This window comes from Candidatus Arthromitus sp. SFB-rat-Yit (assembly GCF_000283555.1).
In the GTDB taxonomy this organism is placed as follows: domain Bacteria; phylum Bacillota; class Clostridia; order Clostridiales; family Clostridiaceae; genus Dwaynesavagella.
On sequence record NC_016012.1, the window covers coordinates 646,447 to 662,170 of the forward strand.

Consider the following 15,724-nt stretch of genomic DNA (forward strand, 5'->3'; position numbering starts at 1 on the left):
TTAAAAGGGGCGAAAAAACATTGGAAAATAAAAAGATAAGAATTTTGATTGCTGATGATAATGAGGAGTTTTGTATAATTTTAAAAGATTATTTAAATAATGAAGGTAATTTTGATGTTGTCGGTGTAGCTAAAAATGGTATCGAAGCGTTAAAACTTATATACGAAACTAAGCCCGATCTACTTATACTTGATATAATAATGCCACATTTAGATGGGTTAGGTGTATTGGAAAAATTAAATTTAAATAAAGATTCAGAGTTAGCTCCTAAAATTATTGTATTATCAGCTGTTGGACAAGATAAGATAACACAAAATGCTATTAAGCTTGGTGTAGATTATTATGTTTTAAAGCCTTTTGATATGGATATCTTTATCAGAAGAATAAAGGAAATGTTTAGTATTACATTGGATAACAAATATTTTGTACATAAACAAAACAGTGTAATTAATTCTGGTAATGATGGATCAGATAATTCTTTTAAACAAGTGGAGCATGTTGATCTAGAAAGTGAGATAACAGGTATAATACATGAGATTGGAGTTCCGGCACACATTAAAGGATATTTTTATTTAAGAGAAGCGATTTCAATGGTGGTTAATGACATAGAATTATTGTCAGCTGTTACAAAAGAATTATATCCTTCTATCGCTAGGAAATATAACACAACATCAAGTAGAGTTGAGAGGGCTATACGTCATGCTATTGAAGTTGCATGGAGTAGAGGTCAAATAGATAGTATAAATAAGATTTTTGGATACACCATACATAATGAAAAGGGTAAGCCAACGAATTCTGAGTTTATTGCAATGGTAGCAGATCGGTTAAGACTTAAGAATAAGGTTGGATAATAATAAAAGCAAGAGTTTGTGTTACTCTTGCTTTTTAAAATTATTTTCTAACTCTTTGTATTTTTGTTAAACTTTTAGGTTGAGGTTGATCAACTGGAATTAAATCTTGTTTATTTGAAAGATTTCGTATGTTTAATATTTTCAAAATTTCATGGTTTTTCTTATCCCTTAAAGCTTGAACTATAACCAAATGCCCTTGGTTTAGATTCATGAAAGAAGGTTTTTTAAACCAACGTCTTTTTTTGTAAACACATTTTATAATATTTTTGCTATTTTGTGGTTTTATAACAACTACAGCTGTTAATATGTAAAAAATCCATAAATATCTTTTAACATTAACTTTTACTGAGAGTATATTTCCTTGAGATTGAGTTAACCTGTCACCATATTTTTTTAAATATGATTTTGTGTAATAATCTGTTAATTTATCTCTAAAACCCATTTACAAACTCCTTTTTCCACAAACTATATATTTATATAGTATTATTTTATTTTTTGCAATTCAATATTTTTTTATAAATAATATGTAATTTTTAATTTATGGTAAAATGGTAATGTAATATAAATTTAAAGGAGTTTTAAAGATGTTTAGTAAATATTTTGATCATACTATATTGAAAGCTGATTCAACTAAAGATGAAATTATTAAATTGTGTGATGAGGCGAAGAAATATAATTTCGCTTCAGTATGTGTAAATCCATGTTATGTATCTCTTTGTCATGAGCAACTTAAGGATAGTGATGTTGATGTTTGTACAGTTGTTGGTTTTCCATTAGGAAGCATGACTACAGAGGCAAAATTATTTGAAACAAAAGAGGCGTTGAAAAATAATGCTGATGAAATAGATATGGTTATAAATATCGGTAAGTTAAAAGATGAAGATTATGAATATGTTAAAAATGAAATTAAAGCACTTAAAGATGTTTGTGGAGATAAGGTTTTAAAAGTTATAATAGAAACTTGTCTTTTAACTGATGATGAAAAAATAATGGCTTGTAAATTATCAAAAGAGGCTGGAGCTGATTTCGTTAAAACATCTACGGGAATGTCTAAGGCTGGTGCAACTAAAGAAGATATAGAATTAATGAGAAAAACAGTTGGACATGAATTAGGAGTTAAAGCATCAGGTGGAGTTAGGGATCTTGAAACTGCAAATTGCATGATAAAACATGGTGCTACAAGAATAGGGACTTCTTCAACTGTTAAAATTATTAAAGATCATATTGAATTGAGTAAATAGAATAACCCATGCTATTTAATAATATAATTATATAAGTAAATTTGTATAATTTGTTTGATTGCTAAATGGGGGTTATATCTTAGATATTCAAAATGAATAGAAGGGGAATTTTATTATGAAGAAAAACGAACTTAAAGTTATAACAAGATTAGATGATCAAGACTACAAAGATATAATAAATGAATCTTTAAAAGAAACGTTATAGTAAAATTATATTTAATTAAGTATTATTCTGTAATTTTGCAATAGTATTATTTTATAAGATATTTTGTTTAAGGTGGTTTAATATTGCAAGAATTTAAATATGTTTATTCGGATTTTCAAATTGAAGAATATATGGTAACGTTTTTAAAAAGTGTTATTTCAACTGAATGGGATAAAGATAAAAAGGAAATTGTTTTTTTAGGAGATTCTATAATTAGGGATTATGATTTAGATAGGTTCTTCCCAAAGATAAAAATAAAGTTATTTAATTGTGGTGTTTCAGGAATAACAACGCAAGGTATTCAAAATATTATAAAGCAAGGTGTGATCCGTCACAAACCAAGTACAATTGTTCTTCTTGTAGGAACAAATGATATGAGTGAAGAAAATAGTAAGAGAGATAATGAAATAATTGATAATATATCTAAATTGATAATTGATCTAAAGATTATATTAAAAGGAGTTAATATAGTATTTATATCTATTTTACCATGTGATGAAAATAGATACGGGAAAAATTCTATGTATGGTGGAGGAAGAACAAATGAACGTATACAAAAATTGAACAGCGTATTTAAAGAATTTGAAAATTATTATAAGGATTATATTTTTATAGATGCATTTAAAGATTTATCTGATGAAAATGGAAATTTAATCAAAGAATATACTCATGATGGATTGCATCTTAACGTTGCTGGATATGAAAAATTAACTAAAAAACTTAATCCTATTATTGAAAAATTGATAAATAAGTAAGTCTACTGTTTGATTTATTTACAAGATCTAGGGGTGAGCAAATGAGGAGTAGTAGTAAAAAAATACTTATATCAATTATAACAGTTGTAATTTTATTGATTTTCACGATTAGTATTTTTTTAGGATTATTTATGAATTTTTATTGAGAGATAATTTGAAAATTATCTCTCTTTTTTTGTGTTTAAACCAATAAATTTTGATTTTTATGTGAGGTTCGTATGGTACAATTTTCTTGAAAGAATCTTATTTTTGTGAGATAGTTTTAATGAAATGTATCATATTAAAATTTAATTATTAGAAGGGATTTAAATTTATTATGATTCTTAAATCAATAGAGATAAGGGGATTTAAATCTTTTGCTGACTCAACCGAACTTATATTTAAACATGGTATAACATCAGTAGTAGGTCCAAATGGAAGTGGTAAAAGTAATATATCAGATGCAATAAGATGGTGCTTAGGTGAACAAAGTGTTAAAAATCTTAGAGGAGGTAAAATGGAAGATGTAATTTTTTCTGGAACTCAGTATAGAAAACAATTGTCTTTAGCTCAAGTTTCATTAATTATAGATAATTCCCGAAATGAACTTCCAATAGATTATAGCACTGTTATAATATCTAGAAAATTATATAGATCTGGTGAAAGTGAGTATTTAATAAATAATAAACCATGTAAGCTTAAAGATATAAATAGGCTATTTTTTGATACAGGTATAGGTAAAGAGGGTTATTCTTTAATTGGACAAGGTAAGATAGAAGCTATATTAAATGGAAATTCTAATGATAGGAGAAGTATAATCGAGGAAGCGATAGGTATAACAAAATATAAATTTAAGAGGGAAGAAGCATATAGTAAAATTAATCATGCCAATGAAAATATTATTAGAATTAATGATATGCTCTTTACATATGCGGAATATTTGGAGCCATTGAAAGCTGACAGTGAAAAGGCTAGGAAATTTATAAATCTTTCAAATGAACTCAAGGATTTAGAAATTTTGATTTTTTACAATAATTTATATGATATTTATGAGGAAATACAAAATATAAAAAGAGATATAGTTTATCGTAATTTAAAATTGGATGATTTGATAAATGAAAAGAAAATTGCGGAAAATAAGAGAGAGGTATTTGAAAAAGAATTTGAAAATTTAAAATTAATTGAGAAAAGAGATAAGAAGCGATATTATAAGATTAAAGATATTACGCAAAAAAATATAAATATGGTAAATCTTAAAAATAACGATATAAACATGCTTATTAATTCAAACAAGATATATGAAAGACAGATAAGTGAAAACAAATCTAAGATAAACAACATAACGCTTAGAGAAAATATAATTAATAAAACAAGAGATGAGCTAGAAAATGAATTTAATTCTCTTTTATCTAACTTAGAGAAAAATGAGAAATTAATTCTGGATAACAGTGTAAGATTGCATAACTTGGAAAATCAAATTAATAGCATTTTGTTGGAAAAAAATAAGATCGTTAATGTCAATAATAGCATACAAAATAAAATTGAATTTATAAAGATGAGTTTTTTCAATATAGATAATGACAAAAAGACTTATTTGGATGAAAAGAAGTCCATAGAAGATAGAATTAAAAAAAATGATGAGTACATAGATAGTATAAGATATGCTTTAAAAGATTTACACAGACAAGAAAATGAAATTAAAATTTTATCTGAAAGCTTATTAAATCGTATTGAATCAGAAAGTAAAAAGATAGAGCTACTTGACGATCAATTAGATAATTTAAATAAAGATGTGATAGTAAAACAAGCGAACCTTGATGCATTAAGAAGCCTTGATAATGTTTATGATGGGTTCAATAAATCAAGTAAAACTTTAATGAATGAAATTAATTCGGGATCATTAATTAGGTTCAAGGATAAATGTTTTATTGTGGGGAATGTTTTGGATACAGAAGAGAGGTATGCATATGCGATTGAAACCGTTATTGGAGGACATATTTCGGATATAATAATCGAAGAATATTCTTTTGTAAAAGATCTTATAAATCATCTTAAGGAAAATAATCTTGGACGTGTTACATTTCACCCTCTAAACAGTGTTAATAAATACAATATAAAATTTAACAATGAGGTCAAGTCGTTTAAAGGTTTTATAGATTTTGCTATAAATTTGGTTAAATATGATTCAAAGTTTAATAATATCATTAGCAATATTTTAGGTAATACTATCATCTGTGATAATATTGATAATGCTTTAAATATTGCAAAGAGTATAAATTTTTCTAATAGGATAGTGACCTTAGATTCTCAAATTATAAATTCTGGTGGATCTATTACAGGAGGATCGATTTATTCTAAGAAATTTAATGTTCTTGGGAGACAACGTAAAATTTCGAGCGAGGCTCTTGAAATTGATAAAAAATTATTATATATATCTGAGTTGAAGACTGATTTAAAAAATCTTTATGATGTTAGGAAAAATATACAAGATGAATTTGAAACAAATAATAATTTAATAAAAAATATAGATATAGAAATCTTGAAGAAGAATGAGGAATTAAAGACTTATAATGATTTGAGATTGAGAGATATTGAAGAGTTAGACAAAAAAAATGCTGTATTGAATAATTTGGAAGATATTTATAGTTCAAATGATGAGGAAATTAACAAATTAAATTATGAATTAAGTTTAAATAATGATAATTTTGTTATTTTGGAAGATAATGAGAAAAATGCAAGGATAGAATTTGAAAATTACAAAAAGATAGCTGAGGAGATAGACAATGAAATTACAAATTGTAAAATTAGGAAAGCTAAAATTGAGGAAAACATTTTAAATATTTATGATGAAGGTAAAAGAATTGCATTGGAGAAAAAGGACTTGATTTATTCCAATGGAAAGACAAATGATAATATAAAATCAAATAATATAAATATCGAAAAGATTGAGGAAAGTATAAAAATTCTTAATAAGAGAATAGAAAATTTAAACAATAAATTTAATGAATATAAAATTGATTCATATATAATAGACCAAAATAAAATACAAGAAAAAATAAACAAATTGAAATTAGATATTAGCGAATTGGATTTAAATATACACGATATTGAACGTAATATTAATGATTTGAATATTAAGAGTACCAAGAGAGAAGTAGAGTTTAATATAAATAATGATAATTTGTTTAAAAAATATTCTATTAATTTTGATATAAATGATGCGGAAAAATACATAATAGATAAGAACGAACTTGGTAATTATAATATAAAAATGAAAAAAATAACTAGTGAGATAAGTGAATTGGGAAATATAAATATTAAGTCTATTGAGGAATATGAAGTACTTAGCAAGAAGGTTGAATTTATAACTAAACAGAAGGAAGATTTAGAAAATAGTAAAATGGAGCTTGAAGATTTTATTGAAAGTATAACTTCAGAAATGAGAAATATATTTAATGAAAATTTTAAGCTCATAAATGAAAATTTTAATTCAACTTTTAAGGAATTATTTAAAGGTGGAAGTGCCCAACTTGTATTGGGAGATGGTGATGAGCTAGAGAGTAATATTGAAATAATTGTACAGCCTCCTGGCAAAAAACTTCAAAATATTAATTTATTATCAGGTGGCGAAAAGGGACTTTCTGCAATATCACTTTTATTTGCAATTCTAAGATTAAAGCCCGTACCATTTTGTGTTTTAGATGAAATTGAGGCTGCACTCGACGACAATAATGTTATTAAGTTTTCTACATTTTTAAAGCAATATTCTTCAAATGTACAATTTATAGTTATAACCCATAGAAAACCGACGATGGAAGCGAGTGATGTTATTTATGGTGTTACTATGGAGGAGAAAGGAGTATCTAAGGTAGTATCAATTAACTTAGCTAATTATAATACATAGAAGGAGGAAAATGATAAATGCTAAATAATTTTTTCTCAAAATTAAAAGATAGCTTAACAAAAACTAAGGAGAATTTTACAGACAAATTAAATTCTATATTAGGGTTGGCTATAACTATAGATGACGATTTGTATGAAGAGATTGAGGAAATGTTAATTGTATGTGATATAGGAATAGATGTTTCGTGTAATATCATAGAAAGATTAAAAACTATAGTTCGTGAGCGTAAAATCAAAGATCCAAATATGATTAAACCTATTATAAAGGAAATTATACTCGATATGCTAAACGAATCAGAGGATATAAACCAAGAGAAATTTCCAAAAATAATAATAATGATAGGAATAAATGGAGTTGGAAAAACAACTAGTATAGGTAAAATGGCAAATTACTTTAAAAATAATGATAAGGATGTTATAATTGCTGCGGGTGATACTTTTAGAGCGGCAGCAATTGATCAATTGCAAGTTTGGGCTGAAAGGGTTGATGTTAAAATGATAAGACACAATCAAGGTTCAGATCCATCAGCAGTTGTTTTTGATGCCATAAAATCATTTAGAGCTAGAAATTCGGATGTGTTAATTTGTGATAGTGCGGGAAGACTTCATAATAAGAAAAATTTGATGAATGAATTGAAGAAGATGAATAGAATAATAGAAAATGAATGTAGTGATGTTCAGAGAGAAATATATTTAGTTTTAGATGCGACTACTGGTCAAAATGCTTTGAATCAAGCTATTGAATTTAAAGAAATAGCAAATATTACAGGTATTATTTTGACTAAACTTGATGGAACTGCAAAAGGTGGAATGGTAATTTCAATAAAAGATAAACTCGGAATACCAGTTAAATATATAGGTACTGGTGAGGGAATTGATGATATTCAACCATTTAATGCACAAGAGTTTGTTGATGCCTTAATATAAAAATGTCAAGTTATTTTACTTGACATTTTTTTTTGTATTGATATAATGAAATAGGTAATGGATAAAAAAGATTTAAAAAATAGGAATGAAATTATATTGCTTATAGACATCTATGGAGATTTGTTGACAGAGAAACAGAAAAAAATTCTTGAACTTTATTTTTTTGATGATTTGGCTTTGGTCGAAATAGCTAGTATTAATGAGTCGAGTCGCCAGTCTATACTGTATTCTATTAATAAGAGTATTGAGCAATTGTACGCTTTTGAAAATAAATTAAAAATATTGGAAAGAGATATGGAGCTGAATAGTAAGAAAAAAGAATTAATAGAAAAACTGGAAGAGTTTTTAGATTTTGGTAAAAATCAGGAGTTGTATAATTTTATTCAGAATTTGTAGATTGGGGGTAGGAGATGGCTTTTGATAGTTTAGCTAGTAAACTGCAGGGTGTTTTTAAAAAGCTTAGAGGCAAAGGTAAATTATCAGAACAAGATATAAAACTTGCTATGCGTGAAGTGAAATTAGCTTTGCTTGAATCGGATGTTAACTATAAAGTTGTTAAGACTTTTATAAGTAGAGTTAGTGAAAAATCTTTGGGAAAAGAAGTGCTTGAAAGTTTGACTCCGGCACAACAAGTTATAAAGATTGTAAATGATGAACTTAAGTCTATAATGGGTAATGATCAAAGTAAGTTAAACTACAATAGCAATAGTACTACTGTTATAATGCTTGTTGGACTCCAGGGAGCTGGTAAAACTACTATGGCAGCTAAACTTTCTCTTTATTGCAGGAAGTCGGGAAAGAGTCCACTCATGATTGCATGTGACGTATATAGACCAGCTGCAGTTAAACAATTAGAAGTGTTAGGTAATCAAATTGACATACCAGTATTTTCAATACCAGATAGTAAAGATCCTTTGAATATCGTTAGAAAAGGTCTTGAAAAGGCTGAATCAAATATGAATAATGTGGTAATTATTGATACAGCAGGACGTTTACATATTGATGATAATCTTATGGATGAATTGCGAGAAATCAAAGAAATTTCAAATCCTTCTGAAATATTGATGGTAATTGATTCGATGATTGGGCAGGAGTCTGTGAATATAGCCGAAACATTTAATGAAAAGTTAGATGTTACGGGATTTGTTTTAACGAAATTAGATGGGGATACTCGTGGGGGAGTAGCGTTATCTATAAAAGAAGTTATTGGTAAGAATATTAAATTCATTGGTGTTGGTGAGAAGATCAGTGATTTGGAAGTGTTCCATCCCGATAGAATGGCGTCCAGAATTTTGGGAATGGGTGATGTTTTGTCACTTATTGAAAAAGCTCAGGAATCGATTGATCAAGAGGAAGCTCAGAAACTTAGTGAAAGAATGTTTGCCAATGAGTTTAATTTTGAGGATTTCAAAAGTGCTATGCATCAAATGAAGAAATTAGGTTCTTTTTCAAAGATACTTCAAATGATACCAGGAATTGGAAATGCAATGAAGGAATTGAAAAATATAAATTTGGATGATAGTGAAAAAGAATTATCTAAAATTGAAGCAATTATTAATTCAATGACAGCTAAAGAGAGAAAAAATCCAAAGCTTCTTATAGGTTCAGCATCAAGAAAATCTAGGATAGCAAAAGGTTCTGGAAGTACAACTGCTCAAGTTAATAAACTTATAAAAGATTTTGAAAATATGAGTAAGATGATGAAACAATTTAAAGGTATGACTGGAAAAGGAAAATTTGGCAAAAAAGGATTTTTTCCTAAATTACCGTTTTAGGTTATTGAGGTTAAAATATTTAAGTCTTTATTAGGAGGAATTTTTAAATGGTAAAAATTAGATTAAGAAGAATGGGAAGCAAAAAGAAACCTTTTTATAGAATTGTTGTTGCAGATTCAAGAAGCCCAAGGGATGGTAAATTTATAGCTGAAGTTGGAACATATAATCCTATGAAAAATCCAGTTGAATTTACACTTAAAGAAGAAGAAATTAAAAAGTGGATTTCTAATGGAGCTCAACCTACTGATGCAGTTAATAGATTATTAGTTAAAGCAGGTATAAATTAGTTTAGATGGTGTTTTAAATTATGATAAATGTATTTTCTATTGGTAAAATATCTAAGCCACATGGTATCCGTGGTGAAGTGAATGTTATACCCTTTGATGAGGATTTGAAAATATTTAAAAATTTACAGAGCATTTTTTTAAGTAACAGCGATACATCAGAGGAAGATTTGGTATTAGTTAATGTATCATCTATTAAATTTAAAAATAATAGAGTGGTCATGGGTATCGAAGGTTGTTCAACTTGTAATGAGGCAGAATTGTTAAGGAATAAATTTGTGAGAATAAAGCGTGAAAATATTCCTATAAAAGATGGTGATTATTTTATTGCAGATATAAAAGAATGTACTGTGTATGATGAAAATGGTGTATTTTTGGGTAAAGTATCTGAAGTTATAAAAACTAAAAATAATGATGTCTATTGGATAAAGAAGACAAGTTTGAATGATGAACTGCTTATACCGGTGCTTAAATCTATTGTGATGGATATAAATGTCGATGAAAAGAAAATTGTTATTAAAGAAGTTAAAAGTTGGAGTTTATGAAGATAACTATTTTGAGTTTATTTCCGCAGATGTTTGAGGTTTTTAGTCATAGCATTGTGGGTAAAGCGAGAGCGAATAATTACGTCGATATTGAAGTCATAAATATAAGGGATTTTTCTAATAATAAACACAATAGGGTTGATGATTATCCTTTTGGTGGTGGTGCGGGTATGCTTATGAGCGTTGAGCCAATATATAATTCTATAAATTATGTTAAGCGTAATTTAGATGGGAAGGTTATATATTTAGGTCCAAGAGGAAGTACTTTTAATCAAAATAAGGCACGTGAGTTGTCTGATAATAATCATCTGATATTTTTGTGTGGTCATTATGAGGGAATTGATGAGAGATCTTATAAATTTATTGATGAGGAGATTTCTTTAGGTGATTTTATATTGACTGGTGGGGAAATGGCAGCTATTCCAATTATTGATAGTATTGTTAGGCTTTTATCTGGAGTTATAAATCAAGAAAGTTTGGATAATGAGTCATTTAATAATAATTTGATGGATTTTCCTCAGTATACGAGACCAAGAGAATTCATGGGTATGAGTGTTCCGAATGTTTTGTTATCTGGAAATCATAAAGAGATTGACAAATGGAGAAGAGAGGAATCTTTAAAGATAACGCAAAAATATAAGGGTTATTTATTAAAAGATAGATAAATTTAGGAGGATTTTATATAATGCATGATTTAATTAAATACATAGAGTCACAACAAATGAAAAAAGATGTTCCTTCTTTTAACGTTGGTGATACTGTTAAAGTTAGTCTTCTTATAAAAGAGGGGAACAAAGAAAGAATTCAGATTTATGAAGGAACTGTTATAAAAAGACAAAATGGTGGCGTTAGAGAAACTTTTACAGTTAGGAGAATTGCTTATGGGGTTGGAAGTGAGAAAACATTCCCTTTACATTCACCAAAAGTTTTAAAGATTGAAGTTGTAAGATATGGTAAAGTTAGAAGAGCTAAACTTTATTATTTAAGAGATAGAGTAGGAAAGGCTACTAAAGTTAAAGAAAGAATTGTAAATAAGAATAAATAGAATTGAATCTTATTTTAAATAGTAAATTTCCTTTGCGAAATTTACTATTTTGTTTTTTAGGGAGTATGGAAGAAATGAATATAAATTGGTATCCAGGTCATATGTTTAAGACCAAAAAAGAGCTAAAGAGTATGATAAATTTAGTGGATCTTGTTATAGAAATAAGGGATGCGAGGGCAGTAATTTCTACTACAAATCCTGATATTGAAAGTTTGACTAATGGAAAACCGAAAATAATTGTTTTAAGCAAAGTTGATTTAGCTGATAAAGCTACAACTAGTAGATGGATTGAGCATTATAGGAAACAGGGAATCCCGTGTATAGATGTAGACATTATAAGAAATAAAAATATTAAGCTTATTAAAGATCAAATTAATTATCTTATGAAATCTAAGCTTGATAGGTATAGGAGTAAAGGTGTTAAGAATTACACGTTAAGGGGAATGATTTTGGGTATTCCAAATGTTGGAAAGTCGTCGCTTATAAATAAGATTTCTAATAATAAGGTAGCGAAGGTTGGGAATCGTCCTGGTGTTACAAAATCTAATCAATGGATTAAAACAAAATGGGATATAGATTTGTTAGATACCCCTGGGATTTTATGGCCTAAATTTGAAAGTCCGAATGTTGGATTTAATCTTGTTTACATTGGGTCGATAAGGGATGAGATTTTAGATATTCAAGAGGTTTGTTATAATATGCTTCAATATCTTTTGGAAAATTACAAAATGAATTTGGAAAATACATATAAGGTTGATATGTCGGATGATGTGTCTAAGAGTTTAGATATTTTAGGTAAAAAGCTTGGTTGTTTATCAAAAGGATTTTTGATTGATTATGATAGGCTTTCACATATAATAATTGGAGATTTTAGATCTGGAAAGATTGGTAATATATCTCTTGAAGATCCTAAAGATTTGTTAAAAGAGGTATAGGGATATGGATTTTGGAAGTTTGACAGTTAATCAAATAAAAAGTTTTTTGAATGAAATTGAAATAACAAATGAAAATATTGCTGAAATCATAGATTCACTTTTGATGGATTCGAGGTTATCTGTGAAGAAATTTGCAAAACAAATTGAAAACAGATATGAGATCATCAAGAATAATCAAATGATCAATGAAAAATTTTATGATTTTGATAGGGAATTTGTGCTTAGTAATGATTATGTTATAGCTGGATGTGATGAAGTAGGGCGTGGACCACTTGCTGGTCCTATTGTTTGTGCGTCAGTTGTTCTTGATTTGTGTGATGAATCGAAAATTATAAATGATATTAATGATTCTAAGAAAATAAAGAGCAGAGAGTTTAGGAAAAATATTAGTGATAGGATAATGGAAAAAGCAAAACACTTCAAAATAATAGAGATATCGAATTATGAAATAGATAAGATTGGAATTGGTGAAGCGAATCAAAAAGGTTTTAGAGATTCAATATTAGGTCTTGGAGTAAAAATTGATTTAGTTTTGTCTGATGGGTATCCAGTGAAAAATTTGAATATTAAAAATGTTCATGTGATAAAGGGAGATACTAAGAGTGCGAGTATAATGTGTGCGTCAATTATTGCAAAAGTTTATAGAGATGAAATAATGTTTAAGTATCATGAAGAATTTCCTCAGTATGATTTTTTAAATAACGTTGGTTATGGCACTAAAAAGCATATTGATGCTATTAAAAAATTTGGGATATGTAAATATCATAGGAAGACATTTTTGAGGAGTTATGTTTGATATTGAAATTGTTTTGGAATAAGAATATAATTCTTACATGTAAATTAATAAAGAAATAACAAATGTTATGAAGGTGGATTGAAAAATGAATACAAAATATAATAATTTATTTAAGTCATTTACCTTTAAAAATGGCATTACGCTTAAAAATAGAATTGTTATGGCACCGATGACAACTTGGTCTAGTAACGATGATTGTACAGTTTCGGATGAAGAAGTAGATTATTATAGAGCTAGAGTTAATGGAGTAGGTCTTGTTATAACTGGTTGCACTTATGTGAAATCTAATGGAATAGGATTTTTAAATGAGTTTGCGGGTTATGATGATAAATTTATTCCAAGTTTGCGTAAGTTAGCAAGTGCTGCAAAAAGTGGTGGTGCTGCGGCAGTACTTCAAATTTTTCATGCTGGTAATAAGGCTCTGCCTAATTTAGTTCCAAATGGTGATGTAGTTAGTGCTAGTTCTGTGAAAACTGAAGCAGGACCATTTTCACCAGCAATATTACCTAGAGAACTTTCACATGAGGAAATTTTAGATATAATTGATTCATTTGGAGAAACTACTAGACGTGCAATTGAAGCTGGTTTTGATGGTATTGAGATTCATGGGGCACATGGTTTTTTGGTTCAAAATTTTCTTTCCCCATTATTTAATATACGTAATGATGAGTGGGGTGGTTCTTTAGAAAAAAGGTTAAGTTTTCCGTTAGCAGTTGTAGACAAAATAAAGGATGTAATTAAAAAGTATGCCAAGAATCCTTTTATTTTGGGTTATAGAATTTCTCCTGAAGAGTCTGAAGAAGGAGGATTAAGAATAGGAGATACTTATGAATTAATCAATCGTCTTATTGGGGTAAATGTTGATTATATACATGTTTCATTACCTAGTGCTCTTGATTCTAGACCAATCGATAATGAGAATGAAAAAACATATCTTGAATTAATTAATAAATGTGTAAATGGAAGAGTGCCAATAATGGTGGCTGGGTCTATGTTTACACCAGATAATGCTATGGAAGCATTGAATAAAGGTGCATCTTTGGCAGCAATAGGACATGCTTTAGTTATGAATCCAGATTGGGTGGAAAAGGTTGAAAATGATAAAGAAAATGAGATTAGAATGTCAATTAATGCATCGAAGGTAAATGAACTTGTATTACCACAAAAATTATGGGGTGTACTTAAAAATTCAGTACCATGGTTTAATATTGAAGAATAGTATGTATTTTATAGATAAGATTTAGAATAATAAATTGATATTTAAAAAATATTTTCAATGTAATTATAACTATATCTTTTGTTACCCCAAAATTTTATTTCCATTAAATCAAATTTGTATATGTTGTTGTGAAGATTGTTTATGGTTAAAAAATAATTTGCAGTGCATTTAATTCTAAATATTTTTTTGTTGTTAATTTGCTCTCGGGGTTCCGATATAAAATTATTTTTGAACATACACATACTTTTTACTTCAACAAATGATATAACATTATTTTTTAAACATATGATATCAATCTCTCCTCTTTTTGATTTGAAATTTCTATTTATGACTTTAAAATTTTTGCTGAGTAGTACTTTTACAGCTAAATTTTCTCCAAGGTTTCCAATTTCTTTTGTTGTCATTTAAAAAACGCCTCCTATTATTAAGATTGTTGACATATTTTTAAAAAAATAACAGAAAAGGATACAAGTTTTTTTGTATCCTTTTCTGTTAAAAAGCTATCTCCTGTTTTGTAATCGATTGTTATTTCTGGTTGAACATTATACACAAAAACATTAAACATAACACCTTTTCCATTATCTTCAACAGACTTTGCTTCAATTTGAACCCCATTTGCAATAAGATTATTTTCTTCGAAAATTGGAGTAACTCTATAAAGCACATGGTTATCAGTTTTTTTCACATAATCACTAACCATATCTTCAAAAGGAAGCATTCCATCAACATTAAAATATCTTGTGCCTGTCATTAAATTTTTTTCATTTGCATTTTCAGCAGAAAGTTGAAATCCTATAAGATGACATCTATTGTATAGAGATTTACCTTCAACTATATCATACTTTACGCTTTTCCATCCAGTAGGTTTAATATGTGATATATTTTTACGTTTTTCTGTCGGCATAATATCTTGTCCAATATTTGCAAATGCAACACCAACTCGTCCTAAATAATCCAAATCACTATATTTTTCAAATGATTTTGTTGTTAAATCTGATTGTGAAAAGAAGGGTACATTATTATTGATTTCTATGTATGGTTTCCCATTATATTCAGGGATTTCGTTTACATTAAAATTTTGAGTTATTTCATTTGTGTTAGGTGTAGAGGGTTTTAATACCCAATCTGCAAAAATAAAAGATATGAATAAGAACAATACTAAAATTATTGAATATAAAAATTTCATCGATAACTCCCAATTCTATTTTTAAATTTAATAGTTTTATGCTATTATATCAGGTAAATAGGCGTAGGTGTATAGACA

17 protein-coding genes are annotated in these 15,724 nt (G+C 27.9%); 14 read left to right on the forward strand and 3 right to left on the reverse strand.

Features of this window, described 5'->3' with window-relative positions; translation table 11 throughout:
• Positions 1-44 precede the first annotated feature (44 nt).
• Positions 45-851 carry a sporulation transcription factor Spo0A gene (gene spo0A / locus RATSFB_RS03050; protein ID WP_371136981.1) on the forward strand — a complete coding sequence of 269 codons (807 nt, stop codon included), beginning with the start codon at positions 45-47 and terminating at the stop codon, positions 849-851.
• 40 nt (positions 852-891) lie between these two features.
• On the opposite strand, the gene RATSFB_RS03055 is transcribed toward spo0A, so the two are convergent.
• Complete coding sequence (locus RATSFB_RS03055; RefSeq protein WP_014094580.1) at positions 892-1,293, reverse strand: hypothetical protein; 402 nt, start codon at positions 1,291-1,293, stop codon at positions 892-894.
• A gap of 142 nt (positions 1,294-1,435) precedes the next feature.
• On the opposite strand from RATSFB_RS03055, the gene deoC reads away from it, so the two are divergent.
• The 13 genes from deoC to RATSFB_RS03120 all read left to right on the forward strand — a co-directional run bounded on the left by deoC (position 1,436) and on the right by RATSFB_RS03120 (position 14,460).
• Complete coding sequence (gene deoC / locus RATSFB_RS03060; protein WP_014094581.1) at positions 1,436-2,092, forward strand: deoxyribose-phosphate aldolase; 657 nt, start codon at positions 1,436-1,438, stop codon at positions 2,090-2,092.
• Positions 2,093-2,380: 288 nt separating this feature from the next.
• The gene (locus tag RATSFB_RS03065; RefSeq protein WP_044035531.1) at positions 2,381-3,052 is read left to right on the forward strand and encodes an SGNH/GDSL hydrolase family protein; all 672 of its coding nucleotides are present in this window, start codon (positions 2,381-2,383) and stop codon (positions 3,050-3,052) included.
• 316 nt (positions 3,053-3,368) lie between these two features.
• On the forward strand, positions 3,369-6,935 hold the full coding sequence (gene smc / locus RATSFB_RS03070; RefSeq protein ID WP_014094583.1) for a chromosome segregation protein SMC: 3,567 nt from the start codon (positions 3,369-3,371) through the stop codon (positions 6,933-6,935).
• A 17-nt stretch (positions 6,936-6,952) separates the two neighbouring features.
• Positions 6,953-7,861 (forward strand): signal recognition particle-docking protein FtsY, encoded by a 909-nt coding sequence (gene ftsY, locus RATSFB_RS03075; RefSeq protein ID WP_014094584.1) that lies wholly within the window; start codon positions 6,953-6,955, stop codon positions 7,859-7,861.
• Positions 7,862-7,918: 57 nt separating this feature from the next.
• A complete protein-coding gene (locus tag RATSFB_RS03080) occupies positions 7,919-8,257 on the forward strand; it encodes a DNA-binding protein (RefSeq protein ID WP_014094585.1) in 339 nt (112 codons plus the stop codon).
• A gap of 14 nt (positions 8,258-8,271) precedes the next feature.
• The gene (ffh, locus tag RATSFB_RS03085; RefSeq protein ID WP_014094586.1) at positions 8,272-9,636 is read left to right on the forward strand and encodes a signal recognition particle protein; all 1,365 of its coding nucleotides are present in this window, start codon (positions 8,272-8,274) and stop codon (positions 9,634-9,636) included.
• A 47-nt stretch (positions 9,637-9,683) separates the two neighbouring features.
• Positions 9,684-9,923, forward strand: a complete 240-nt coding sequence (gene rpsP, locus RATSFB_RS03090) for a 30S ribosomal protein S16 (protein WP_014094587.1) — start codon at positions 9,684-9,686, stop codon at positions 9,921-9,923.
• 20 nt (positions 9,924-9,943) lie between these two features.
• Positions 9,944-10,465 (forward strand): ribosome maturation factor RimM, encoded by a 522-nt coding sequence (gene rimM, locus RATSFB_RS03095; protein WP_014094588.1) that lies wholly within the window; start codon positions 9,944-9,946, stop codon positions 10,463-10,465.
• Entirely contained in the window at positions 10,462-11,130 is a 669-nt protein-coding gene (trmD, locus tag RATSFB_RS03100) for a tRNA (guanosine(37)-N1)-methyltransferase TrmD (RefSeq protein ID WP_044035532.1), read from the forward strand. The genes rimM and trmD overlap by 4 nt, the downstream gene beginning before the upstream one ends.
• Positions 11,131-11,150: 20 nt before the next feature.
• Positions 11,151-11,510 (forward strand): 50S ribosomal protein L19, encoded by a 360-nt coding sequence (gene rplS, locus RATSFB_RS03105; protein WP_014094590.1) that lies wholly within the window; start codon positions 11,151-11,153, stop codon positions 11,508-11,510.
• 74 nt (positions 11,511-11,584) lie between these two features.
• Complete coding sequence (gene ylqF, locus RATSFB_RS03110; RefSeq protein WP_014094591.1) at positions 11,585-12,445, forward strand: ribosome biogenesis GTPase YlqF; 861 nt, start codon at positions 11,585-11,587, stop codon at positions 12,443-12,445.
• Between the two features lie 4 nt (positions 12,446-12,449).
• Positions 12,450-13,241 carry a ribonuclease HII gene (locus RATSFB_RS03115; RefSeq protein ID WP_014094592.1) on the forward strand — a complete coding sequence of 264 codons (792 nt, stop codon included), beginning with the start codon at positions 12,450-12,452 and terminating at the stop codon, positions 13,239-13,241.
• Between the two features lie 85 nt (positions 13,242-13,326).
• Positions 13,327-14,460 (forward strand): NADH-dependent flavin oxidoreductase, encoded by a 1,134-nt coding sequence (locus RATSFB_RS03120; RefSeq protein WP_014094593.1) that lies wholly within the window; start codon positions 13,327-13,329, stop codon positions 14,458-14,460.
• A gap of 41 nt (positions 14,461-14,501) precedes the next feature.
• Here RATSFB_RS03120 and RATSFB_RS03125 read toward each other — a convergent pair whose 3' ends face one another.
• Entirely contained in the window at positions 14,502-14,864 is a 363-nt protein-coding gene (locus RATSFB_RS03125) for a YraN family protein (RefSeq protein WP_014094594.1), read from the reverse strand.
• Positions 14,865-14,884: 20 nt separating this feature from the next.
• Complete coding sequence (locus tag RATSFB_RS03130) at positions 14,885-15,646, reverse strand: DNA/RNA non-specific endonuclease (protein ID WP_014094595.1); 762 nt, start codon at positions 15,644-15,646, stop codon at positions 14,885-14,887.
• Positions 15,647-15,724: the final 78 nt, after the last annotated feature.

Bases quoted from the DNA above. Each gene is read 5' to 3' on its own strand.
- RATSFB_RS03120 (WP_014094593.1), top strand. From the start codon at position 13,327: ATGAATACAAAATATAATAATTTATTTAAGTCATTTACCTTTAAAAAT.
- rplS (WP_014094590.1), top strand. From the start codon at position 11,151: ATGCATGATTTAATTAAATACATAGAGTCACAACAAATGAAAAAAGAT.
- RATSFB_RS03115 (WP_014094592.1), top strand. From the start codon at position 12,450: ATGGATTTTGGAAGTTTGACAGTTAATCAAATAAAAAGTTTTTTGAAT.
- RATSFB_RS03125 (WP_014094594.1), bottom strand. From the start codon at position 14,864: ATGACAACAAAAGAAATTGGAAACCTTGGAGAAAATTTAGCTGTAAAA.
- deoC (WP_014094581.1), top strand. From the start codon at position 1,436: ATGTTTAGTAAATATTTTGATCATACTATATTGAAAGCTGATTCAACT.
- RATSFB_RS03080 (WP_014094585.1), top strand. From the start codon at position 7,919: ATGGATAAAAAAGATTTAAAAAATAGGAATGAAATTATATTGCTTATA.
- RATSFB_RS03055 (WP_014094580.1), bottom strand. From the start codon at position 1,293: ATGGGTTTTAGAGATAAATTAACAGATTATTACACAAAATCATATTTA.
- ylqF (WP_014094591.1), top strand. From the start codon at position 11,585: ATGAATATAAATTGGTATCCAGGTCATATGTTTAAGACCAAAAAAGAG.
- trmD (WP_044035532.1), top strand. From the start codon at position 10,462: ATGAAGATAACTATTTTGAGTTTATTTCCGCAGATGTTTGAGGTTTTT.
- smc (WP_014094583.1), top strand. From the start codon at position 3,369: ATGATTCTTAAATCAATAGAGATAAGGGGATTTAAATCTTTTGCTGAC.
- ffh (WP_014094586.1), top strand. From the start codon at position 8,272: ATGGCTTTTGATAGTTTAGCTAGTAAACTGCAGGGTGTTTTTAAAAAG.
- ftsY (WP_014094584.1), top strand. From the start codon at position 6,953: ATGCTAAATAATTTTTTCTCAAAATTAAAAGATAGCTTAACAAAAACT.
- rimM (WP_014094588.1), top strand. From the start codon at position 9,944: ATGATAAATGTATTTTCTATTGGTAAAATATCTAAGCCACATGGTATC.
- RATSFB_RS03130 (WP_014094595.1), bottom strand. From the start codon at position 15,646: ATGAAATTTTTATATTCAATAATTTTAGTATTGTTCTTATTCATATCT.
- rpsP (WP_014094587.1), top strand. From the start codon at position 9,684: ATGGTAAAAATTAGATTAAGAAGAATGGGAAGCAAAAAGAAACCTTTT.